General features: G+C 67.9%; 19 protein-coding genes. 10 read left to right on the top strand and 9 right to left on the bottom strand.

Features of this window, described 5'->3' with window-relative positions:
* Positions 1-277: 277 nt before the first annotated feature.
* From AC6LJ5_RS15645 to AC6LJ5_RS15615, 7 genes are all read left to right on the top strand, one after another.
* The gene (locus AC6LJ5_RS15645) at positions 278-1,159 is read left to right on the top strand and encodes a phosphoribosylaminoimidazolesuccinocarboxamide synthase (protein ID WP_103275802.1); all 882 of its coding nucleotides are present in this window, start codon (positions 278-280) and stop codon (positions 1,157-1,159) included.
* Between the two features lie 366 nt (positions 1,160-1,525).
* On the top strand, positions 1,526-1,684 hold the full coding sequence (locus AC6LJ5_RS15640; protein WP_212313058.1) for a DUF5993 family protein: 159 nt from the start codon (positions 1,526-1,528) through the stop codon (positions 1,682-1,684).
* Positions 1,685-1,694: 10 nt separating this feature from the next.
* Positions 1,695-2,267, top strand: coding sequence for a disulfide bond formation protein B (locus AC6LJ5_RS15635; protein WP_103275801.1), 573 nt, complete (start codon positions 1,695-1,697; stop codon positions 2,265-2,267).
* An 81-nt stretch (positions 2,268-2,348) separates the two neighbouring features.
* Positions 2,349-2,870 carry a 5-(carboxyamino)imidazole ribonucleotide mutase gene (gene purE / locus AC6LJ5_RS15630; RefSeq protein ID WP_212313062.1) on the top strand — a complete coding sequence of 174 codons (522 nt, stop codon included), beginning with the start codon at positions 2,349-2,351 and terminating at the stop codon, positions 2,868-2,870.
* 5 nt (positions 2,871-2,875) lie between these two features.
* Complete coding sequence (locus AC6LJ5_RS15625) at positions 2,876-4,066, top strand: 5-(carboxyamino)imidazole ribonucleotide synthase (protein ID WP_498140944.1); 1,191 nt, start codon at positions 2,876-2,878, stop codon at positions 4,064-4,066.
* Positions 4,067-4,075: 9 nt separating this feature from the next.
* Positions 4,076-5,125: an L-threonylcarbamoyladenylate synthase gene (locus AC6LJ5_RS15620; RefSeq protein WP_498140943.1), complete on the top strand. Its 1,050-nt coding sequence runs from the start codon at positions 4,076-4,078 to the stop codon at positions 5,123-5,125.
* 471 nt (positions 5,126-5,596) lie between these two features.
* Complete coding sequence (locus tag AC6LJ5_RS15615) at positions 5,597-7,588, top strand: TonB-dependent receptor (RefSeq protein ID WP_498140942.1); 1,992 nt, start codon at positions 5,597-5,599, stop codon at positions 7,586-7,588.
* 22 nt (positions 7,589-7,610) lie between these two features.
* Here AC6LJ5_RS15615 and AC6LJ5_RS15610 read toward each other — a convergent pair whose 3' ends face one another.
* Positions 7,611-8,207 carry a transglycosylase SLT domain-containing protein gene (locus tag AC6LJ5_RS15610; RefSeq protein ID WP_103275798.1) on the bottom strand — a complete coding sequence of 199 codons (597 nt, stop codon included), beginning with the start codon at positions 8,205-8,207 and terminating at the stop codon, positions 7,611-7,613.
* Between the two features lie 398 nt (positions 8,208-8,605).
* Between AC6LJ5_RS15610 and AC6LJ5_RS15605 the strand changes: the two genes are divergently transcribed.
* Positions 8,606-9,169: a hypothetical protein gene (locus tag AC6LJ5_RS15605; protein WP_233772532.1), complete on the top strand. Its 564-nt coding sequence runs from the start codon at positions 8,606-8,608 to the stop codon at positions 9,167-9,169.
* 144 nt (positions 9,170-9,313) lie between these two features.
* Here AC6LJ5_RS15605 and acnB read toward each other — a convergent pair whose 3' ends face one another.
* A complete protein-coding gene (gene acnB, locus AC6LJ5_RS15600) occupies positions 9,314-11,905 on the bottom strand; it encodes a bifunctional aconitate hydratase 2/2-methylisocitrate dehydratase (RefSeq protein ID WP_103275796.1) in 2,592 nt (863 codons plus the stop codon).
* Between the two features lie 175 nt (positions 11,906-12,080).
* Complete coding sequence (locus AC6LJ5_RS15595; RefSeq protein WP_498140941.1) at positions 12,081-13,712, bottom strand: FxLYD domain-containing protein; 1,632 nt, start codon at positions 13,710-13,712, stop codon at positions 12,081-12,083.
* A gap of 297 nt (positions 13,713-14,009) precedes the next feature.
* On the opposite strand from AC6LJ5_RS15595, the gene AC6LJ5_RS15590 reads away from it, so the two are divergent.
* Positions 14,010-14,774: a sulfite exporter TauE/SafE family protein gene (locus tag AC6LJ5_RS15590; RefSeq protein ID WP_103275795.1), complete on the top strand. Its 765-nt coding sequence runs from the start codon at positions 14,010-14,012 to the stop codon at positions 14,772-14,774.
* Between the two features lie 23 nt (positions 14,775-14,797).
* On the opposite strand, the gene AC6LJ5_RS15585 is transcribed toward AC6LJ5_RS15590, so the two are convergent.
* The 6 genes from AC6LJ5_RS15585 to AC6LJ5_RS15560 all read right to left on the bottom strand — a co-directional run bounded on the left by AC6LJ5_RS15585 (position 14,798) and on the right by AC6LJ5_RS15560 (position 20,277).
* Positions 14,798-15,235 (bottom strand): CBS domain-containing protein, encoded by a 438-nt coding sequence (locus tag AC6LJ5_RS15585; protein ID WP_103275794.1) that lies wholly within the window; start codon positions 15,233-15,235, stop codon positions 14,798-14,800.
* A 234-nt stretch (positions 15,236-15,469) separates the two neighbouring features.
* Positions 15,470-16,483, bottom strand: a complete 1,014-nt coding sequence (locus tag AC6LJ5_RS15580) for a proline racemase family protein (RefSeq protein ID WP_103275793.1) — start codon at positions 16,481-16,483, stop codon at positions 15,470-15,472.
* 35 nt (positions 16,484-16,518) lie between these two features.
* Positions 16,519-17,310, bottom strand: coding sequence for an ABC transporter permease (locus AC6LJ5_RS15575; protein WP_103275792.1), 792 nt, complete (start codon positions 17,308-17,310; stop codon positions 16,519-16,521).
* Positions 17,307-18,155, bottom strand: a complete 849-nt coding sequence (locus AC6LJ5_RS15570) for an ABC transporter permease (RefSeq protein WP_392413317.1) — start codon at positions 18,153-18,155, stop codon at positions 17,307-17,309. Before AC6LJ5_RS15570 ends, AC6LJ5_RS15575 begins: the two co-directional genes overlap by 4 nt.
* Complete coding sequence (locus AC6LJ5_RS15565) at positions 18,152-19,210, bottom strand: ABC transporter ATP-binding protein (RefSeq protein WP_498140940.1); 1,059 nt, start codon at positions 19,208-19,210, stop codon at positions 18,152-18,154. Before AC6LJ5_RS15565 ends, AC6LJ5_RS15570 begins: the two co-directional genes overlap by 4 nt.
* A gap of 14 nt (positions 19,211-19,224) precedes the next feature.
* Positions 19,225-20,277, bottom strand: a complete 1,053-nt coding sequence (locus AC6LJ5_RS15560) for an ABC transporter substrate-binding protein (protein ID WP_498140939.1) — start codon at positions 20,275-20,277, stop codon at positions 19,225-19,227.
* A 123-nt stretch (positions 20,278-20,400) separates the two neighbouring features.
* On the opposite strand from AC6LJ5_RS15560, the gene AC6LJ5_RS15555 reads away from it, so the two are divergent.
* Positions 20,401-21,483 carry a GlxA family transcriptional regulator gene (locus tag AC6LJ5_RS15555; RefSeq protein WP_233772530.1) on the top strand — a complete coding sequence of 361 codons (1,083 nt, stop codon included), beginning with the start codon at positions 20,401-20,403 and terminating at the stop codon, positions 21,481-21,483.
* Positions 21,484-21,551: the final 68 nt, after the last annotated feature.

Genomic DNA, 21,551 nt, shown 5'->3' with positions numbered 1-21,551 from the left:
GTTGCGCCCCGGCCTGATCCTGCGTGCCGGTCTGGGCAGGAAACGTCCGGGCGGTCGGCGCGAATGTGTGCTGCGGCCACCGGACCCGGCGGCCGGATCAGAGGCTAACCCGGTCCCGCGCGCGCGGCAAGGCGGGCCTATTTGCAGTAATCTATGCGCTTTGCAGGATCCGCGCTTCCGGCGCCCGCCTCGCCCCGCGGATTCCCGGTTTCGTCTTGTTCCCGCCCTGGCGCTCGGCCCGAGGCGGGAATCTTCATTTTTGCCATAGGCCATTCCCGTGACTTCTGCTTTGCATCAATCCAGCATCAAGTCCTTGCCGCTGCTGGGACGCGGCAAGGTGCGCGACATGTACGCGGTGGGCGACGACAAGTTGCTGATCGTCGCATCGGACCGCATCTCCGCCTTCGACGTGATCCTCGACGATCCCATCCCCGGCAAGGGCCAGGTGCTGACCGAACTGACCGAGTTCTGGCTGCAGAAGCTCGCCCACATCCTGCCCAACCATTCCACCGGCGTGAAGCCGGAAGACGTGGTGGCGGCCGACGAGGTCGACCAGGTGCGCGGCCGCGCCGTGGTGGTCAAGCGCCTCAAGCCCATCCTGGTCGAGGCCGTCGCGCGCGGCTACCTGATCGGTTCGGGCTGGAAGGACTACCAGGCCACCGGCTCGGTCTGCGGCATCAAGCTGCCCGCCGGCCTGCAGCAGGCCAGCCAGCTGCCCGAGCCGATCTTCACGCCGGCCGCCAAGGCGGAGTTCGGCATGCACGATGAAAACGTGGACTTCGCCCACGTGGTCAAGGAAGTCGGTCAGGAAATGGCCGAGCGCATTCGCGACGTGACGCTCAAGCTGTACACCGAGGCCGCGCGCTTTGCCGCGACCAAGGGCATCATCATCGCCGACACCAAGTTCGAGTTCGGCCTGGACGACGACGGCACGCTCTACCTGATGGACGAAGTGCTGACGCCCGATTCCTCGCGCTTCTGGCCGGCCGACGGCTACCGCGTGGGCATCAGCCCGCCGTCGTTCGACAAGCAGTTCGTGCGCGACTGGCTCGAGACCCAGACCTGGGACAAGACGCCGCCGGCCCCGCGCCTGCCTCAGGATGTGCTGGAAAAGACCGCCGCCAAGTACCGCGAGGCGCTGGACCGCCTGATGGCCTGATCGCCGGCTGCCGGCTCAGGCACGATCCGAACCCCTCGCAGCGCAAGCGCTGCGAGGGGTTTTTTTTCTGGAATCCACCGGGAATAGGCGATGCCGCAAGGTCGGACAAGTCCGAGATTGCCGGCGCCGCCCCACGCCTTGCGCCGCATGCTCCTGCCCGCAACCGCGTCTTCATTGATCAATAAAAGCTGGAAAATGCGCATTTTTCGTCTAATTATTTCCTAATGTGACGCTATACTCGCCAGCGCATTCCTTCCCGACGCCGGGCCGAGGCCGCGCGGGAGTTCTTTCGCCATCAACCGGATGCGGCCCGCAGCCGCCGCAGCAGGGCCCCGCCGCCCGCCGGAAACAAGAAAGGAGCTGCGCATGGTAATGATGTTGCCTTTCCTGACCGGACTGGTCGCGGTGTGGTTCGGCATGCTGGGAAAGCGCCGTCCCGCGGTCGCCTTCTGGATCGTCACCCTGGGGATCTTCGCCGCCTGGTGCCAGTACCACATGACCAGTCCGCTGGCGCTGTCGCTGTAGGGGCGGGGCGATGATCTTTTCTCCGAACCCCGCGCGCGGCTCGCGCTTCCTGAACGGCCTGGCCCTGCTGGGCGTCACCGCCGTGCTGATCGTGGCCTTCGTCTGGCAGATCGCCTACGACGAGCCGCCTTGCCCGCTATGCCTGCTGCAGCGCGTCGCCTTCATGCTGGCCGGCGTGGGCTTGCTGTTGAACCTGCGGCTGGGGCCGTCGCCCATGCACTATGCGATGGTCATCGCCGCCGCGCTGGGCGGCATGCTGGCCTCCGGACGGCAGGTGCTGCTGCACATCGCGCCCGGCGATCCCGGCTACGGCACGACGCTGCTGGGCCTGCATTTCTATACCTGGTCGTTCATCGCCTTCGTCGCGCTCATCGCCTTCTGCGTGCTGATGCTGTCGGCCGACCGCAAATGGGGCGACAGCATGCTCAAGAAGCAGGTGCCGCTAGCGGGCTGGCTCGTCATGGCCCTGTTTTTCGTCATCGTGCTGGTCAACCTGGGCGGCACGACGCTGGAATGCGGTTTCGGGCCCTGCCCGGACAATCCGACGGGCTATCTCTGGCTGGATTCGCTGAGGCTGCGGTAGCGGCCGGCCGGCGCCGGGTAAAATACTGGGTTTCGCGGCGCGCGCCGTGGTTCCCCAACTATTTTTCACTCGACATCGGTCATGACAGCCAAGACTTCCGCAGCGGCGCAGGCCACCCCCGTGGTGGGCGTGATTATGGGTTCTTCCAGCGATTGGGAGGTCATGAAACACGCGGTCGCCATGCTTGAAGACTTCGGCGTGCCGTATGAAGCGCAGGTCATCTCCGCGCACCGCATGCCGCAGGACATGGCCGAGTACGGCGCCGCTGCGCACGCGCGCGGCCTGCGCGGCATCATCGCCGGCGCCGGCGGCGCCGCGCACCTGCCGGGCATGATGGCGGCCCTGACCGAAGTGCCGGTGTTCGGCGTGCCGGTGCCGTCCAAGTACCTGCGCGGCGAGGATTCGCTGCTGTCCATCGTGCAGATGCCCAAGGGCGTGCCGGTGGCCACCTTCGCGATCGGCGAAGCCGGCGCCGCCAACGCCGCCCTGCACGTGATCGCCACGCTGGCGGGCACGGACGCCGGCCTGCATCAGAAGCTGGTGGCGTTCCGCGCCCGCCAGACGCAGGCCGCGCGCGACATGAAGGTTCCGCCCGAGGCTTGATCCGCATGACTCAATCGACTGCTTTCTCCATCGCTCCCGGCGGCTGGCTCGGCTTGCTGGGCGGCGGCCAGCTGGGCCGCATGTTCTGTCACGCCGCCCAGAGCCTGGGCTACAAGGTCGCCGTGCTCGATCCGGCCGAGGAGTGCCCGGCCGGCATGGTCGCCGACCTGCACATCCGCGCGGCCTATGACGACGAGGCCGGCCTTGCGCGCCTGGCGCAGCAATGCCGGGCCGTCACCACCGAATTCGAGAACGTGCCCGCCGACAGCCTGCGCGCGCTGGCCGCGCGTTGCCGCGTCAGCCCGGCCGCCGATGCCGTGGCCGTGGTGCAGGATCGCATCGCCGAAAAAACCTTCATCGCCGCGCAGGGCATTCCCGTCGCGCCGCATGCCGCGATCCGAGGCGAGGCCGACCTGCGCGCCGCGCCCGCCAACCTGTTCCCCGGCATCCTCAAGGTTGCCCGCATGGGCTACGACGGCAAGGGCCAGTCCCGCATCGCCACGCGCGAGGAAGCGCTGGCTGCCTATGCCGAATTCGGTGGCGTGCCCTGCGTGCTGGAAGCGCTGATGCCGCTGGACTACGAGATCTCCGTGGTGCTGGCGCGCGGCTTCGACGGCGCCAGCGTGGTGTTTCCGGTGGCGCGCAACGTGCACCGCGACGGCATCCTGGCGGTGTCCACCGCGTCGGCCGCCGGCCAGGACGCGGCCCACGCAGAACGCCAGGCCCGCGCCACGGCGGCGGCGCAGTCCATCGCACAGGGTCTGGGCTACCACGGCGTGCTGTGCGTGGAATTCTTCGTCCTCAAGGACGGCAGCCTGATCGTCAATGAAATCGCGCCGCGTCCGCACAACAGCGGCCACTACACCATGGACGCCTGCCTGACCAGCCAGTTCGAGCAGCAGGCGCGCGCCATGGCCGGACTGCCGCTGGGTGGCGTCGACCTGCTGGCGCCGGCCGTCATGCTGAACATCCTGGGCGACATCTGGTACGAGTCGGCCGATACGGACGCGCAGCGCGAGCCCGATTGGGCCGGCGCGCTGTCCACGCCCACCGCCAAGCTGCACCTGTACGGCAAGCGCGAAGCGCGCCGTGGCCGCAAGATGGGCCACGTCACCATCGTCGCGCCGACGCTGGCGCAGGCGCAGGCCGATGCCGCCCGCGTCGCCGCGGCGCTGGGCATGCAGGCGCCGGAGTAGGGCGCGTCCATGGCTATCCCTTCGTCCTGTTCAGCCACGCCCGAGGAAATCGCCCGCGCCGCCGGCCTGCTGCTGGCCGGCGAGCTGGCGGCCTTTCCGACTGAAACCGTCTACGGGCTGGGGGCGGACGCGGAGAACCCGCAGGCCGTGGCCAAGATCTACGCCGCCAAGGGGCGGCCGTCCAACCATCCTGTGATCGTCCATATCGCGCCGGGCGCGGACGTGTCGTACTGGGCCGCGCAGGTGCCGGCCGAGGCGCGGCTGCTGATGGACGCGTTCTGGCCGGGCCCGCTGACGCTGATCCTCAAGCGCGCGCCGCATATCGCGGATACCGTCAGCGGCGGGCAGGACAGCATCGGCCTGCGTTGTCCCTCGCATCCCGTGGCCCAGGCCTTGCTGGCGGCTTTCGCCGCCGGCAAGCCGAACGGGCAGGGCGGGGTGGCGGCGCCGTCGGCCAATAAGTTCGGGCAGGTCTCGCCGACGCTGGCCGAGCACGTGCGCGCGGAATTCCCCGACGAGGTCGCGGCCGGCATGCCGGTGCTGGAAGGCGGGGCGTCCGAAGTGGGCATCGAATCCACCATCCTGGACCTGTCGCGGCTGGACCAGGGCGCCGGTCCCGTGCTGCTGCGTCCCGGCCATGTCAGCGCCGCGCAGATCGAGGCGGTGCTGGGCGCGCAGGTGTTCGCGCCCGACGCGGCCGCGCCGCGCGCCTCGGGCACGCTCAAGGCGCATTACGCGCCGCGCACCGAGCTGGAACTGGCCGGCGACGCGCGCGTGGCCGACGTCCTGCAAGGCATCGGCCTGCCCTCGGGCCAGGTGGCGCTGGTGTCGTTCGACCCCGCGCCGGCCTCGGCCGATGCCCGCGTGCAATGGCGCCAGGTGCCGTCCGATCCGGCGCGCTACGCGCAGGCGCTGTACGCGCTGCTGCGCGAGCTGGACGCCCAGGGCTATGCCCGCATCGTCGTGCAGGCGCCGCCCGCCAACGACGCATGGCATGCGGTCAACGACCGCATCGGCCGCGCCGCCGCCGCCTTCACGCTCGATACCTCCGACCTGTAGTTTTCGGACAGTCCCGTCTTGCCGGCATGCGTCCGGAGCGGCGCTGCGCCAGCCATGGGCGGCTGGCGGCATTTCCTGGCCTGGCTTCAGGTCTGGCTGAACCCACGGGCATTTCATCGCATCTTCTTGACCGGGCGTCGCTGTTGTCGCGGGGCGACGAAGGCGGTAATTTCAATCAAGGGAAGTAATGATAATGATTGTTATTTGTTATTATTTGTCCCGCAAGATTCCCAGCCCCCTTTGGTAAACGGGCTAGTCAGGGCCGGCGCAAGCCACCCTGCGGCAGTACCGGTCGCATAAGCCGAACCGCGCGTGGCCCCATCGGGATTCAGTGTTTCCTTGTTCCGCCTTGCGGACGTCCATTCCCACCCACATCCCGACATGAAAATCCGTACTCTCGCCTGCATGGCCGCGGCCCTGTCGTGCCTGGCCCATGCGCAGTCTCTGTCTCCATCCGCAACCCCGTCCGCAATGCCAGCCCAAGCCACGGCGCCCACGGTGTCCATGGACGCCATCAAGGTCGAGGCCAGCGCCGACGCCTCGGCCGGCGGCCTGGCCGAGCCCTATGCCGGCGGGCAGGTGGCGCGCGGCTTCGGCAATTTCCAGGAGTCGTACTTCATCCGCGGCTTCATCCTCGGCTCGGACGACGTGGCCTACAACGGCCTGTACAGCCTGCTGCCGCGCCAATACATCGCCACCGAGCTGTTCGAGCGGGTGGAGGTGCTGCGCGGCGCATCCACCTTCCTGACCGGCGCCGTGCCCAATGGCGGCGGCATCGGCGGCGTGATCAACCTGGTGCCCAAGCGAGCGCCCAACGAGCCGCTGACCCGCCTGACCACCGGCATCTCCAGCGGCGGCCAGTATCAGATTTCCACCGACATCGCGCGCCGCTTCGGCCCGGGCGACAGCACCGGCGTGCGCCTGAACGTGGCGCAGCGCAGCGGCGACACCGCCATCGACGACGAGCACTCGCGCACCAGCCTGGTGTCGCTGGGCCTGGATTGGCGCTCGGCCGACACGCGCCTGTCCGCCGACGTGGGCTGGCAGGAGAACAAGCTCAAGCGCGCCCGCCCGAACGTCAGCTTCGCGCCGGGCCTGAAGGATCACGTGCCCGCGCCGCCCGACGCCAGCTCCAACTACGCCCAGCCCTGGTCGTACTCCAACGAGCGTGATGTGTTCGGTACGCTGCGCGCCGAGCATGACTTCAGCGACAAGCTGACCGGCTGGGCCGCCTTCGGCATGCGCCGCAGCGACGAGGCCAATTCGCTGGGCAACGTCACGCTGACCGACGCGCGCACCGGCGCCGGCAATTTCTACCGCTTCGACAATACGCGCGAGGACAGCGTCAACACCGGCGAACTGGGCCTGCGCGCCAAGGTCCGCACCGGCCCGGTCGGCCACGAGCTGGTCGTGTCGGCATCCTTCTTCGACCTGAAGAAAAAGAACGCCTACGTGATGGACTACGCCAACACGTTCCCGACCAACCTCTACGATCCGGTCTCCTACGGCAAGCCGGCCTTCAGCGCCGGCGCGCTGCGCGGCAACGACCTCGACAATCCCGCCTTGCAGGGCCGCACGCGCACCAGCAGCTACGCCATCGGCGACACCATGTCCTTCCTGGACGACAAGGTGATGCTGACGCTGGGCCTGCGCCATCAGCGGCTGTCCTCGCGCAGCTATGCATACAACACGGGCAAGGAAAACGGCGCCTATGACGACAGCCGCAATTCCCCCGCGGCTGGCGTGGTGGTGAAGGTGGCGCCCAGCGTCTCGCTGTATGCCAACTACATCGAGGCGCTGGTCGCGGGCGACACCGCGCCGGCCAATGCCAATGGCAAGCCGGTGCCCAACGTGGGCACCAGTCTGTCGCCCTATGTATCCAAGCAGAAGGAAATCGGCGTCAAGTACGACGGCGATGGCCTGGGCGCCGGCCTGGCGCTGTTCTCGACCGACAAGCCGCGCGCCGCGTATGACGCCAACAACAACTTCACGGCGTCCGGCAAGGACCGCCACCAGGGCGTCGAACTGACTGTCTTTGGCGAGGCGAGCAAGCGCGTGCGTGTGCTGGGCGGCCTGACCTGGCTGGATGCCAAGCAGCGCGCCACCGGCAACGCCGCCATCGACGGCAACCGCGTCATCGGCGTGCCGCGCTTTCAGGCCAACCTGGGCGCGGAATGGGACATCCCCGGCGTGCAGGGCCTGACGCTGGATGGCCGTGTGGTGTACACCGGGGCGTCCTACGCGGACGATGCCAACACGCTCAAGGTGCCCGGCTGGACCCGCCTGGACGCGGGCCTGCGCTACATGATGGATGTGGACGGCCATGTGGTGACCCTGCGCGCCCGCGTCGAGAACATCGCCAACCGCAACTACTGGTCCTCGGTGGGCGGCTATCCCGGCAACGGCTATCTGGTGCTGGGCGGCCCGCGCACCTTCATGCTGAGCGCCAGCATGGACTTCTGAGGCCGCATGCGCGGCGGCGGGCCTACCAGAACCAGCCGCCGCGCGTCAGGTCCTGTTCGCAGCTCTTGTACTGCGTGGTGTAGCGCTCGGCGCGCGCCTTGACTTTCTGGGACACGGTCTTGAGCCAGGCCTTGCGGTCGTAGCTGCGGTTGCGGTAACCGGTCCAGCCTTCGTGGTAGTTCAGGTATTGGCCATAGGCATCGGACTTGGCCACGCCGTTCAGGCGCTGGGTCTTGTGCATGTACCAACCCATGAAATCGATCGCGTCGGCGAAGTTGTCGCGGCTGGAGCCCCAGCCGCCGGCGTCCTTCTTGTAGTCGTCCCAGGTCTCGTCCTTGACCTGGGCGTAGCCATAGGCGGAGCTGACGCGGCCCCAGGGAATGAGGCCCAGGAAGTAATAGCGGGGCGGCACCGCGTCCTGTTTGAAGGAGGACTCCTGGTACATCATGGCCATGGGAATGGGCACCGGCGCGCCCCATTTCTTCTGCACCTTGAGGGCGGCGTCGTGCCAGTCCGGCTTTTCCCGGAAGATGGCGCAGATGTTGTCGGGGTTCGAGGGCGGCGCGGTGGCGCAGCCGGCGAGCGCCAGCAGCAGGGGCGGCATCAGGAGCCGGATCATTGGCGGGGGTTCCTCCAGGCGCTCCACCGGCGTCCCGGCGGGCTATCTGTGTCAATGTGTGCCTGGATTGTATAAAAACGTTTCGTCCAAAATGCGCCGGCTTGGTGAAAAATCGTGAAAAAGATCGCTCGGACTGTCATTCCCGATGAATCAGCGCGCGATTTCGGCCGAATCCTCCGAGGCAAGCTCGCGGCGGGCGCGGCGGCCGAGCGCGCTCTAACAGATGGACACACGGCGCCGGCGTCCGATGTTATCGGGGCCAGATGCACGTGTTAATTTATGCGCCCAGGCGCGAGCGCCCGGCCGTTTGGTCCCACCTTTCCTAATCGTTGAACACCATGCACACGAACGTTGATCGCGCCCAGGCGGGCTCCCTTCGGAAAATGCGGGCTTCGGGCATGTTCGCCCTCGCGGTGAGCGCGGCCCTGACCTTCGCCGTCGTGCCGGGCATCGGCGCCGCGCAATCGGCCCATGGACACCAGCCGGCACAACCCGCCGCTGTCCAACCGCCCGCGACGCTGCCGGCGCCCGCGCCCACGGCTGCCGCCCGCGCCGAGCAGTCGGCAAGCGCCGGCGCCTTGGCGCCGGTGCAGAAGACCGACGTCAAGGACCAGGCCGCGTATGAGCGGCTGCTGGGCAACAGCGGCATCACGCTGCAATGGCTCTGGTCGGCTTCGCGCGGCCAGCTGAACGCCAAGGATGAGAACGGCGTGGTGCGCCTGGAAGGCACGCAGTCCAATTTCGAAGGCACGCTTAAGATCAAGGGCGAGGTCGTGTCCATCGGCAGCGACCGCTTCGTTCTGCGTGGCACCATCCTGATCCTGGACGCGCCGGACAAGGGCCGCCGCTGCGAACGCACGGGCGACTACGAGTTCCGCGCGACCGGCAAGCGCAAGTACTGGCGCATGCAGAAGATGGAAGCCTGCGGCGGTCTGACCGACTACGTGGACGTCTACTACTAAGGCCGCAGGCGCCTGCCCGTTCCCCTGCGTGACGGAACGGGCGCGGTCGCCAGCGGGGCGCGCGACGCGCAGCATGAAAAAAGGCCCTGGATCGCTCCAGGGCCTTTTCGCTTGGTCCAGGCCCGAAGGCCTGGAGGGCGGCGTTTACAGCTCGACGACGTCGGCCACGTCCTTGTAGTCCGCGATCTTGTCGAAGTTCAGGTATTGATAGATCTGGTCGCCGCTCTTGTTGATGACGCCCATGTCCACCATGTATTCCTCCTTGGTCGGAATACGGCCCAGCTTCGAGCAGATGGCGGCCAGTTCGGCCGAGCCCAGGTACACGTTGGTGTTCTTGCCCAGGCGGTTCGGGAAGTTGCGGGTGCTGGTCGACATGACCGTCGCGCCTTCGCGCACCTGCGCCTGGTTGCCCATGCACAGCGAGCAGCCCGGCATTTCGGTGCGCGCGCCGGCCGTGCCGAACACGCCGTAGTGACCTTCCTCGGTCAGTTGCGTGGCGTCCATCTTGGTCGGCGGGGCCACCCACAGCTTGACCGGGATGTCGCGCTTGCCTTCCAGCAGCTTGGACGCCGCGCGGAAGTGGCCGATGTTGGTCATGCAGCTGCCGATGAACACTTCGTCGATCTTGGCGCCGGCCACGTCCGACAGCGTCTTGACGTCGTCGGGGTCGTTCGGGCAGGCCACGATGGGTTCGTGCACGTCGGCCAGGTCGATCTCGATCACGGCGGCGTACTCGGCGTCGGCGTCCGGCTGCAGCAGCTTGGGATCGGCCAGCCAGGCTTCCATGGCCTTGATGCGGCGGCCCAGCGAGCGCTCGTCTTCATAGCCGTTGGCGATCATCCACTTCAGCATCACGATGTTGCTGTTGATGTACTCGATGATCGGTTCCTTGTTCAGGCGCACCGTGCAACCGGCGGCCGAACGTTCGGCCGAAGCGTCCGACAGTTCGAAGGCTTGCTCGACCTTCAGGTCCGGCAGGCCTTCGATTTCCAGGATGCGGCCGGAGAAGATGTTCTTCTTGCCCTGCTTGGCCACGGTCAGCAGATCCTGCTTGATCGCGTACAGCGGAATGGCGTTGACCAGGTCGCGCAGCGTGACGCCGGGCTGCATCTTGCCCTTGAAGCGGACCAGCACCGATTCCGGCATGTCCAGCGGCATCACGCCGGTGGCGGCGGCGAAGGCCACCAGGCCCGAACCGGCGGGGAACGAGATGCCGATCGGGAAGCGGGTGTGCGAGTCGCCGCCGGTGCCGACGGTGTCGGGCAGCAGCATGCGGTTCAGCCACGAGTGGATCACGCCGTCGCCCGGACGCAGCGAAATGCCGCCACGGGTGCTGATGAACTCGGGCAGCGTGTGGTGCGTCTTCACGTCCACGGGCTTGGGGTACGCAGCGGTGTGGCAGAACGACTGCATCACCAGATCGGCCGAGAAGCCCAGGCAGGCCAGGTCCTTCAGCTCGTCGCGGGTCATGGGGCCGGTGGTGTCCTGGCTGCCGACCGAGGTCATCTTCGGTTCGCAGTAGGTGCCCGGGCGCACGCCCTTGCCTTCCGGCAGGCCGCAGGCGCGGCCGACCATCTTCTGGGCCAGCGTGTAGCCCTTTCCGGAATCGACCGGGTCCTTGGGCAGGCGGAACAGCGTCGACGGCGCCAGGCCCAGCGCTTCGCGCGCCTTGGCCGTCAGGCCGCGACCGATGATCAGCGGAATGCGGCCGCCGGCGCGCACTTCGTCGAACAGCACGTCGGACTTCACTTCGAATTCAGCGATGACTTCGCCGTTCTTGATGGCCTTGCCGTCGTAGGGACGCAGTTCGACCACGTCGCCCATTTCCATCTTGGACACGTCCAGCTCGATCGGCAGGGCGCCGGCGTCTTCCATGGTGTTGTAGAAGATCGGGGCGATCTTGCTGCCCAGGCACACGCCGCCGAAGCGCTTGTTCGGCACGAAGGGGATATCTTCGCCGGTGAACCACAGCACCGAGTTGGTGGCGGACTTGCGCGACGAACCCGTGCCGACCACGTCGCCGACGTAGGCGACCAGGTGGCCCTTTTCCTTGAGCGATTCAATGAACTTGACCGGGCCGCGCTTGCCGTCTTCCTCCGGCTGGAACGCGGCGCCTTCGCGCTTGTTCTTCAGCATCGCCAGGGCGTGCATCGGGATGTCGGGACGGGTGGTGGCGTCCGGGGCCGGCGACAGGTCGTCGGTGTTGGTTTCGCCGGGCACCTTGAAGACGGTGATCGTCAGGCTCTGGGGCAGCTCGGGGCGGCTGGTGAACCATTCGGCGTCGGCCCAGCTTTGCAGCACGGCGCGCGCGTTGGCGTTGCCCTTGTCGGCCTTTTCCTTCACGTCGTGGAAGGAGTCGAACATCAGCAGGGTCTTCTTCAGCGCCTCGGCGGCGATGGTGCCGATTTCAGCGTCGTCCAGCAGTTCGATCAGCGGGCCAATGTTGTAGCCGCCGAGCATGGTGCCCAGCAGTTCGGTCGCCTTGGCGCGGCTGATCAGCGCACAAGCTTCCTTGCCCAGCGCCACGGCGGCCAGGTACGAGGCCTTGACCTTGGCGGCGTCGTCCACGCCGGCAGGCACGCGGTGCGTCAGCAGCTCGACCAGGTTCTGCTCCTCGCCGGCGGGCGGGTTCTTCAGCAGTTCGATCAGTTCGGCGGTTTGTTTGGCCGTCAAGGGCAGCGGGGGGATCCCCAGGGCCGCGCGCTCGGCGACGTGTTGACGATAAGTATCCAGCATGGAAGGCCTGCTCAAAGTCGGGTTGGAAGAAGGGTTACCGGACGGATTGTAGAGGCAAGGCCGGCCGCTCGCAAATGTCTTATATCTTATATAAGACTTGCGGCGGCGCGACTGTTGCCGGCAGGCGACGGCATGGTCGTCGTCGATCCGGCCCCGGTTGATTCAGGCGTCGCCCTTACTCGGGCACGGCGTCGTAGACCACCGCGACGCGCTTGAAATTGGCGCCGTATTGTTTCACGTCCAGCTGGAACGGCGCGCTGTCGCCGGGCGCCAGGCGCGGCAGCCGCAGCTCCTCGGAACGGGCGCCGGTCAGCTGGTCTTGCGCGTCGTACAGGCTGATCCAGACCTTGACCTTCTTGACCGCGGCCTGGTCGTCATTGCGCACGCGTCCGTGGACCACCACATACTTGTAGCGGAAGCGGTAGCTGAAGTTCAGCGTGCCGGTGCCGACCGCGGCTTCGGTGTTTTCGACCGTCACCGCCAGCTTGGGGCGCGGGCCGGGCAGTTCGGCGCGCTTGGCGGGAGTCCAGTCCGTCTTGACCTCGGTGTAGCGCGCGAAGTCGCGCCCGACCAGCTCCACCGGCACGCGTTCGCCTGGATACAGATAGGCGGGCAGCTCCCAGGACTGACGCAGTTCCAGCGGCTGCGAGCCGTCGAACACGGCGATCGAGGCGCGCGGCGACAGCGCGACGTAGCGATCGCTGGTGTTGCTGACCTCGGCGTAGAGCCGGGGGCGGTCGATCTCGTCGAGCAGCCGGCGCGGCGCGCTGAGCTTGAGCTGGGCGGGATCGAACAGGGCGAAATTCTCGTCCAGCAGTTCCAGCGCAGTCAGCCGGGGCTTTGGAATCGCTCGGATGGCCGCCGGGCTGATGCGCTGCATCCGGCTGGCGGCGTTGGCCTGCGTGCTGGCGTCCTGGCCGCCGGACGCCGTGGTCTGGACCATGTATTCATAGGATGCGACCGCGCCTTCGCCGTACAGCTCGCAGCGCACGTCGAAGGTGGTGGCGGCGCCGGCCGCCAGCGAGCCCGCCGCGCCGTAGCCGTTGCCGCTGCCGATCAGCTTGCCGCCGGCGTCGTACAGCATCACCGTGACCTGCGCGCCGGAGATGGCGCTGGCGCCTTCATTCTTCAGGATGCCGACCAGCCGGTGCGCGCCGTCATTCTGGACCAGCTGCACCTTGCTGGCGGCGACCTGCCGGGTGATGGCGCTCATCGCGGGGCTGACCGAGCCGATGCGCAGCTCGTAGCGGCTGTAGGGCTGGCTGGGCAGGTCGATCAGCACCGGGCTGTACTCGCCGGGCAACAGGGTGCGTGACAGCGGCGAGCCGCTGGCCGAGTTCTGCGCCAGATCGCCCTGGTAGAACTGCGCGCTGACGCTGGGCGCGTTGATGGGCTTGCCAGTCTCGTTGCGCATCATCAGCAGCAGCTGCTTGCGGCTGCCGTTGGCGATTTCACGGGTGTCCGTCAGTTTCACCAGCGAGGCGTCGATGGGCGGAACGCGCGGCGCCGCCTGATACGACGTGCGCGAGGAGCCGTTCATCAGCGAGATGACCACGGGAATGGAGATCACGGCCACCGCGATCGCGGCGGCCGTGATGACCAGATTGGGCTTGACGCGCGGCGTTGCCGGCGCCTGCATGCCGCGCAGGATCTGCTCCAGCCGCTCGGCGACGTTGTCCTCGACCAGCGTCACGGCCTGGCAGTGGGTGCAGCGGTACTCGTTCTGGTCCAGCTTGGTGAAGTGGCCGCTGCCGCAATTCGAGCAGGTCAGGGTCACGGTATTGATGGTGGCGTGTTTGGCTGTCATGGACGCGGGCTGCGGGCGTATGGGTGTCTGGTGCGCACGCGGTGCCTGGGAGGGCTGGCGCGGCGGCTGCGCTGGCCGGCAAGGATAGCGGTGGAGCGGCCATCAGACATGGACGCTCGCATCTATTTGTGACAAAAAATGTGGAGCTTTCCGCTGGCGGGCCCGGACTAGGCCCGGTGCTATCATCGCGTCCTTCTCCATACGCCATCTGGCAAGCGCGTCCGCCGTTCCCAATCGTTTCCTCCCTGGCCGCGCCGCGCGGCGGGCAGAGCCGAGGCAGGTCAGGCTCTTTCCCCGCTGAGCATCTACCAACATCTGCTGTTCCTGGCCTGCGTGGCGCTCGCCACCTATGCGCAGACCATGACCGGTTTCGCCTTCGGCCTGGTGTTGCTGGGCCTGTCCGGAGTGTTTCAGCTGGCCTCGGTGTCCGAGGTGGCCAACGTGGTGAGCGTGCTGTCGCTGGTGAACGCGGCCGTCACGCTGGCCCGCGCCAAGCCGCAGGTGAACTGGCGATTGCTGGCGCCGGCGCTGGGCAGCAGCCTTGCCGGCGTGGTCGCGGGCGTGTTCGCGCTGGCCTGGATCAGCGGTTCGATGGCCGTGGCGCTGCAACTGCTGCTGGGCGTGACCATCATGGCCTGCGCCGTCTTGCTGGTGGCGCGCGCCGAACCCTTGCCGCGCCTGTCCTCGCGTGGTTCCTTCGTCTTCTTCGGCAGCGTGTCCGGCCTGCTGGGCGGTTTGTTTTCCAGCGCCGGGCCTCCCATGGTCTATCACCTGTACCGCCAGCCGCTGCCGCTGGCGTCCATCCGCAACAGCCTGCTGATCCTGTTTTCGTTCAATGCGATGGCGCGCCTTGGGCTCGTGACCAGCCAGGGCCAGTTCCAGGCCTCATCCTTCTGGCTGAGCGCGCAGGCGTTGCCGCTGGTGATCGCCGTGACCTGGGCGGCGCGCCGCTACGGCAGCGCCGGATCGATGAAGACCATCAGGCGCATGGTGTTCGTGTTGCTGCTGGCGGCCGGAGCCGGGCTGGTCGTGCCCGCCGCCCGCCAGCTGGCGGGCGGATAAGGCACCTGGCCGGCGCGTCCGCGCTAGCGTTCGCCGCTGATGTAGCGTTCCAGTTCGGTAATGATGAACTTTTGCTCGCTCATCACATCCTTGACCAGGTCGCCGATCGACACCAGGCCGACCAGTTTCTGTTCATGGATGACGGGCAGGTGCCGGAAGTGGCGCTCGGTCATGAGCGCCATGCAGTGCTCGCGGGTGTCTTCCGGGCGCACGTAGTAGACCGAGTCGGTCATGATGTCGCGGACCTTGGTGGTGCGCGAGGAGCGGTCCTGCAGCACGATCTTGCGGGCGTAGTCGCGTTCGGTGAGCATGCCCAGCACCGTCTCGCCATCCACCACGACCACGGCGCCGATGCCGCGTTCGGCCATGGTGCGGATGGCGTCGTAGACGGAGGAGTCCGGCGCCACCGTCACGACCGCCGGATTGGACTTTTCCCTGAGAATCTCAGCCACTTTCTTCACGATGCGCTCCCGAATCGCTGCCTGGGTTCAAACCCTGGCCGCCCCGCGCGGCTGATGCCTTCATCGCCGCGAGGCGCGGTCCTGGCTCCATCCTAAGCCCGAGCCCCGACTTGCCGCAAGCGCGCCGGCGGAGCCGGGCGTCCGGGCGACTCGGACCTGTCATCCGGCGGCAACATCGTGCGTCCGGGCGGCGGCGGGCGGCTCGGGTAGCCGCCCGCCGCCGCCTGTTCCGAATCAACGGATCAGGAAGCCGGCGCCGACCGGATCGTTCTGGTCGATCACCCAACGCGCCGTGCCCAGGATGCTGGCGGTGCCCTTGACCGTGGGACGGACCGCGCGGGTGCCGTTCAGGTCGACCTCGCCCAGCAGGCAGCCTTCGAAGGTGCCGCTGCCCAGCAGGCCCTCGGAGCGGATCGGCTGGTTCAGGCCAAGTTTGCCGCGGGCCTCGAACATGGCCATCATCGCGCTGGTGCCGGTGCCGCCGGGCGAGCGGTCGAGCTGGCCGGCGCTGAACACGTGCACGTTCTTGTAGAAGGCGCCCTCGATGGTGGGCTCGTGCCAGAACGTGATGAAGTTCAGATTGTTGATATGGGCCTCGGTCGGGTGCTGGATGCGCTGGCGGGCGTTGAGCTGGTCGCGCACGATCAGGCCCATGCGCGACAGCTCGGTGCCATTGTCCGGCGAGATGCGCAGGCCGCAGCGCGACAGGTCGACGATGCCGAAGTAGTTGCCGCCCCACACGATGTCGGCCGACAGCGCGCCGTAGCCGGGCAGTTCCACCGGGATATCCTGCGCGGCCACATAGGCCGGCACGTTCTCGAAGCGCGTCCACAGCACCTGCTCGCCTTCCGAGGCGACTTCCGACACGACCAGGCCGGCGGTGGTCTCGAAGCGGATGCGGGTGATGCCGTCCGGACCGCGCGGCACCAGGCCGTTGGCCACCATCGCCATGCTGACCGCGATGGTGCCGTGGCCGCACATGTGCGAGTACTCGGTGCCGTCGATGTAGATCAGGCCGGCGTCGAACTCGGGGCTGGACGGCGGCGTCAGGAACACGCCGAACATGTCCTTGTGGCCGCGCGGCTCGCGCATCAGCGCCTTGCGCAGCCAGTCATAGCGCTGTTCCAGGAAGGCGCGCTTTTCCAGGATGGTCGAGCCGGCGGGATAGGGGATGCCGCTGTGGACGATGCACAGGGGCTCGCCCTCGGTATGGGTATAGATGACGTCGAACGCGTCTTGCTTGCGCATGGCGTGTGCTCCAGGCTTGGGGGTAGGGTAAGGGTTCATTGGCCGCGTTCGGACAGCATGTCCAGCCCGACGGTCAAATCGAGGATGACGATGGCGATCACCGCTGCCGCGATCGTGGCGCCCGAGACGGCGGCGATGGTCGGATCGATCGTGTACTGCACGTAGTTGAAAAGCTTGACGGGGATGGTGTTCAGGTCCGCCGTGGTGTTGAAGATCGACAGCTCCACGTTGATCCACGACGAGATGAAGGCGAAGATCGATCCGGTCACGATGCCGGGCCGGATCTGCGGCAGCGTCACCAGGAAGAAGGTGGTCCAGGGACTGGCGCCCAGGTCCGCCGAGGCTTCCTCCAGCGCGCGCTGCTCCGGCGTCAGCAGGCCCAGCGTGGCGCGCAGCACGAAAGGGGCGATGATGACGACGTGGCCGATCAGCAGGGACAGGAAGCTGCGTGTCAGGCCGAAATACGCGCCGTACTGCAGCAGCGCCGCGCCCAGCACGATGTGCGGCAGGACCAGCGGTGACATCAGCACCGACGACAGCGCCGCCTTGCCCGGGAATTCGTGGCGCGCCAGCGCCAGGGCGGCGGGCACCGTAAGCAGCACCGCCGCCGCGGTGGCGGCCAGCGCCAGCACGGTGCTGGTGGCGAAAGCCGCCGCGTAGCCGGGCTCGGCCAGCATGGCGCGATACCAGTCCAGCGTCCATCCCTGCGGCGGGAAGGCCAGGTAGGGCGTGGCCGTGAAGGACGCGCCCAGGATCACCAGCAGCGGCAGGGCCAGGTAGGCGAGCACGCCCAGGGCGGACAGGCGGATCAGGCAGCGGGCGATCATCGTGCGCCTCCGGGCGGAACGGCGGCGCGGTTTGCCAGCGCCACCAGGATCAGGGTCAGGACCAGCAGCACCATGCTCAGCGCGCCGCCGTAGTGGAAGTCGAACACCGTGCTGTACTGCTGGAAGATCAGCATGGACAGCACCGTGACGCGCCCGCCGGACAGCAGCGCCGGCGTCACGTAGGCGCTGACCGCCAGCGTGAAGACGATGATGGCGCCGGATATCACGCCCGGCAGCGTCAGCGGCCAGGTGACGTGCACGAAGGTGGCCGCGGGGCTGGCGCCCAGGTCCGCCGAGGCCTGCTCGCAGGCCGGGTCGACGCGCGCCAGCGCATTGCCCACGGCCAGCACCACGAAGGGCAGCAGCACGTAGACCATGCCGATCAGGATGCCCAGCTCCGCGCCGATGAAGCGCACCGGACGGTCGGCAGCGCCGGTCGCCATCAGCGCCTGGTTGATCAGCCCGTTGCGGCCCAGTAGCACCATCCAGCCGAAGGCGCGCACGATGTTGCTGGTGAACAGCGGCACCACCAGCAGGATCACGCAGGCCCGGCGCCATGCCCGCCAGCGCACCACCCGCACCAGATACCAGGCCAGCGGATAGCCCAGTGCCACGCAGATCAGGGTGGTGTAGAAGGCCAGCCGGAACGTCACCAGGATCACGTCCCAGTGGTACTGATCCGCCAGCACGCGCAGGTAGTTGGCCGGTGTCAGGGCGGTGCCCGACGGGCCGCCGGTGATGCTGGCCAGCGCCACCACGGCCAGCGGGGCCAGGAAGAAGGCCGCGAAGAACAGCGCGGGCGCGGCCAGCAGCAGGGCGGGCGCGCGCAGGGAGCGGCGCGTCATGATTGTCCGCCGATCAGGTGCAGGTCCGTGGCCGCGAAGGCCAGCGTGGCGGCGTCGCCCGCGCGCAGCCCCGCCGGCGCGGCGCCGCCGTGCCGCGCCACCAGCGTCTGTCCGTCCACGTCCACGTGGATCATGCAGTGGCTGCCCACGTTGATCACGTCGCGCACCGTGCCGCTCAGCGCGCAGTCCGCGCCGGGTCCGTCCTGCGCGAGGCGCAGGTCTTCCGGACGCAGCAGCGCCAGGCCGCTGGCCGGCGCGTCGCCGGCCGAGCGCGTCACGCGCAGGCCCTGCGCCTGCAGCCGCAACGCGCCGCCCGCCTCGACGGCGTAGGGGATCAGGTTGGCGTCGCCGATGAACTCGGCCACGAAGCGCGAGGCCGGACGCCGGTAGATGTCGGCGCCCGCGCCGGCCTGTTCGATGGCGCCGGCGCGCATCACGACAATGCGGTCGGCCATGGTCATGGCCTCTTCCTGGTCGTGCGTGACAAAGACGAAGGCGATGCCCAGCCTGGCTTGCAGGTGCTTGAGCTCAAGCTGCATGCGCTTGCGCAGCTTCAGGTCCAGCGCCGACAGCGGCTCGTCCAGCAGCAGCAGCTTGGGCCGGTTGACGATGGCGCGCGCCAGCGCCACGCGCTGCTGCTGTCCTCCGGACATCTCGCGCGGGTAGCGCGGGCCGAACTCGGCCAGGCCCACCATGTCCAGCGCAGCCCGCGCGCGCTCTGCGGCTTCGGCCCGCGACGCGCCCTGGCGGCGCGGGCCGTAGGCCACGTTGTCCAGCACGCTCATGTGCGGGAACAGAGCATAGTTCTGGAACACCGTGTTCAGCGGGCGATGATGGGGCGGCAGGCGGCTGACGTCGCGGCCTTCGATCAGGATGCGGCCGGCATCCGGCGTGAGGAAACCGGCGATCGAGCGCAGCAGCGTGGTCTTGCCGCAGCCGCTGGGGCCCAGCAGCGCGACGAACTCGCCCTGGTTGATGGCCAGATCGATGCGGTCCAGCGCCTGGTAGGCGCCGAAGCGCGTCGACACGCCTTCTATGGATAGCAAAGCGGACATGGCGGTTCCTGCATTCAGCGCTTGCGGGCGACCTGGCGGTTCCAGGCCTCGGTGACTTCGGCGCGGCGGCTGTTGATCAGGTTCCAGTCGAACAGGCTCAGGTTCTGCACCGAGCCTTCGGCGCCCCAGGGCAGCTTGCGCGCCACGTCGGGCGGCACCTGGGTGTTCCTGACGGCCGGCCCCAGGTAGAGCCGCTGCGCCAGGCAGGCCGCGGCCTGCGGCGTGAGCGCGGTATCGATGAAGCGCTGCGCGGCGGCCTTGTTCGGCGCGCCCTTGACCAGGTGCAGCCGGGCGTCGGTGGCCCAGGCGCCTTCCTTGGGCACGGCGAAGCCGATCGGCAGGCCCTTGTCGATCAGGTCCCAGGCGCCCACGTTGAAATGCGCGCCGATCACCGCTTCGCCGCTCTGGTAGGCATTGGTGGCCGCACCCGAACTGTCGAAGTACAGCGCCGTGTCCAGCGTGGCGAGCTTGGCGTAGAGCGGGGCCAGGTTGGACGGATCCACCGACCAGACGCGCGCCAGGAAGAACACGAAAGGCACGCCGGAGGAATTGGCGGGCGAGGGCAGGGCCACCGCGCCGGCGTATTCGGGCCGCCACAGGTCCTTCCAGCTGGCCGGCGGCTGCTTGACCTCGCGCGTGTTGTAGACGATGCCCAGCGAGTAATAGCCGGAGCTGACCGCATAGGCGGCCCCGTCCTTGCGATACACGCCCTGGTCGATCACGTTTTTCAGGTTCGGGATGGCCGCCGGGTCCAGCGTGTCCAGCACGCCCGCCTGCTCGGCCAGCTCGCTGATGCCGCCGTCCAGCCAGGCCACGTCGATGGTGGGCGCGGCCTTCTGCTGCTGGAGCTTGGCCAGCGTCGTGGTCGAGGTGCCGACCTCGGGAGATACCTGCACGCCGGTCGCCTGGGTGTAGGGCTCGGCGACGCAGGCGTGGAACGCGTCGCCCCAGTTGCCGCCGTACCAGGCGACGGTGATCTTCTGCTGCTGCGCGCCCGCCAGTGGGGCCGTGATTAGCCCCGCAGCGAGCAAGGCGGCGCCAACGGCGCCGCGGACGAATGTTGCCATGTCGGATTCCCCTTGTCGTTTGTCGATCCGTGATCTGGACACTGTCTAGCCACATCCGCATCTTGGTGGATGCCCGGGAAAACCAGCTTGAAGGCGCGGGACATAAATTTGAATAATTGCGTCATGCAGCCGCCGCTTTCCGCCCCAACCGAGCCCGTTCCCTATGAAGACGATGCCGATGCCCCGGCTCGGGGAAAACCCGCGCTCGCGGTTGGCATCGTGTTGCTGGACCAGTTCACGCTGGCCGCCTTCGCGGGTTTTGTCGACGCCTTGCGCCTGGCCGGCGATCACGGCGGACGCAGCCGGCAGATCCACACGTCCTGGCGGGTGATGAGCTGGGACGGCAAGCCGCGCTGCTCCAGCGCGGGCCTGACCATCGACGTGGCGGCGGGCCTGCCGGACGATCCCGAGCAGTTCGACTACGTGGCAGTCTGCGGCGGCAATGACTACATCAACGGGCGCATGCCCGAGCCCTTGCGGGACTGGCTCCGGCTGGCCGCCGAGCGGCGCGTGCGGCTGCTGGGCATCTGCACCGGCACTTTCGCGTTGGCGCAGGCCGGCGTGGTCGGGCCGCGCACGGTCTGCGTGCACTGGAACGTGCTGGAAGCTTTTCGCGAGCGCTTTCCGCAGACCCGCGCCGTGGTGGACCGGCTGTTCATCGACGAGGGCGACTTGATTTCCTGCGCGGGGTCGACCGCCGCGATCGACCTGGGCCTGTACCTGGTGGCGCGCCATTGCGGCCGCGACAAGGCGCAACAGGCCATGCGCCACATGATGCTGCAGGGCGTGCGGCCGGCGCGCGTGCCGCAGGCGCATTTCCGCAGCGATCTCTCCGGCATCCAGGATCTGCGCGTCAGGCAGGCCGCGCATTTCATCGAGCAGCGCATCGACAATCCGCCGCCGCTGGACGCCATCGCCCGTTATGTCGGCGTCGGGCGCAGGCAGCTGGAACGGGCGTTCCGCCTGGCCACGGGTTTATCGCCGATGGCTTTCCAGCGCCAGTTACGCCTGGAATATGGCTGCTGGCTGCTGCTGAACAAGCCCAGCAGCATTACCCAGGTTGCGCTGGATTGCGGTTTCGCCGACGGCGCGCATTTCTCGCGCGACTTCCGCGCGCATTTTGGCGTATCCCCGCGTCAATATCTGCAATCCGGGGCGGCCGTCGCGCGCGAACCCGATTCCGTGGGCGGTCTGGCGACAGTCTGAATCAATCGGGTTTTACGGGGCGCATGCCGGTTGCTCGCCGGCATATACGGGGCGCACCCGTGATAACC

The sequence above is a fragment of the Achromobacter sp. 1011791174 genome, from assembly GCF_059760925.1.
This window is presented reverse-complemented; position numbering and strand designations above follow the sequence as displayed.

Excerpts from the sequence above, each read along its gene's own strand:
- acnB (WP_103275796.1), bottom strand. The coding sequence starts at position 11,905 with ATGCTGGATACTTATCGTCAACACGTCGCCGAGCGCGCGGCCCTGGGG.
- AC6LJ5_RS15620 (WP_498140943.1), top strand. The coding sequence starts at position 4,076 with ATGGCTATCCCTTCGTCCTGTTCAGCCACGCCCGAGGAAATCGCCCGC.
- AC6LJ5_RS15640 (WP_212313058.1), top strand. The coding sequence starts at position 1,526 with ATGGTAATGATGTTGCCTTTCCTGACCGGACTGGTCGCGGTGTGGTTC.
- AC6LJ5_RS15605 (WP_233772532.1), top strand. The coding sequence starts at position 8,606 with ATGTTCGCCCTCGCGGTGAGCGCGGCCCTGACCTTCGCCGTCGTGCCG.
- AC6LJ5_RS15560 (WP_498140939.1), bottom strand. The coding sequence starts at position 20,277 with ATGGCAACATTCGTCCGCGGCGCCGTTGGCGCCGCCTTGCTCGCTGCG.
- AC6LJ5_RS15570 (WP_392413317.1), bottom strand. The coding sequence starts at position 18,155 with ATGACGCGCCGCTCCCTGCGCGCGCCCGCCCTGCTGCTGGCCGCGCCC.
- AC6LJ5_RS15565 (WP_498140940.1), bottom strand. The coding sequence starts at position 19,210 with ATGTCCGCTTTGCTATCCATAGAAGGCGTGTCGACGCGCTTCGGCGCC.
- AC6LJ5_RS15615 (WP_498140942.1), top strand. The coding sequence starts at position 5,597 with ATGCCAGCCCAAGCCACGGCGCCCACGGTGTCCATGGACGCCATCAAG.
- purE (WP_212313062.1), top strand. The coding sequence starts at position 2,349 with ATGACAGCCAAGACTTCCGCAGCGGCGCAGGCCACCCCCGTGGTGGGC.
- AC6LJ5_RS15580 (WP_103275793.1), bottom strand. The coding sequence starts at position 16,483 with ATGCGCAAGCAAGACGCGTTCGACGTCATCTATACCCATACCGAGGGC.
- AC6LJ5_RS15635 (WP_103275801.1), top strand. The coding sequence starts at position 1,695 with ATGATCTTTTCTCCGAACCCCGCGCGCGGCTCGCGCTTCCTGAACGGC.
- AC6LJ5_RS15610 (WP_103275798.1), bottom strand. The coding sequence starts at position 8,207 with ATGATCCGGCTCCTGATGCCGCCCCTGCTGCTGGCGCTCGCCGGCTGC.
- AC6LJ5_RS15555 (WP_233772530.1), top strand. The coding sequence starts at position 20,401 with ATGCAGCCGCCGCTTTCCGCCCCAACCGAGCCCGTTCCCTATGAAGAC.
- AC6LJ5_RS15595 (WP_498140941.1), bottom strand. The coding sequence starts at position 13,712 with ATGACAGCCAAACACGCCACCATCAATACCGTGACCCTGACCTGCTCG.
- AC6LJ5_RS15625 (WP_498140944.1), top strand. The coding sequence starts at position 2,876 with ATGACTCAATCGACTGCTTTCTCCATCGCTCCCGGCGGCTGGCTCGGC.
- AC6LJ5_RS15575 (WP_103275792.1), bottom strand. The coding sequence starts at position 17,310 with ATGATCGCCCGCTGCCTGATCCGCCTGTCCGCCCTGGGCGTGCTCGCC.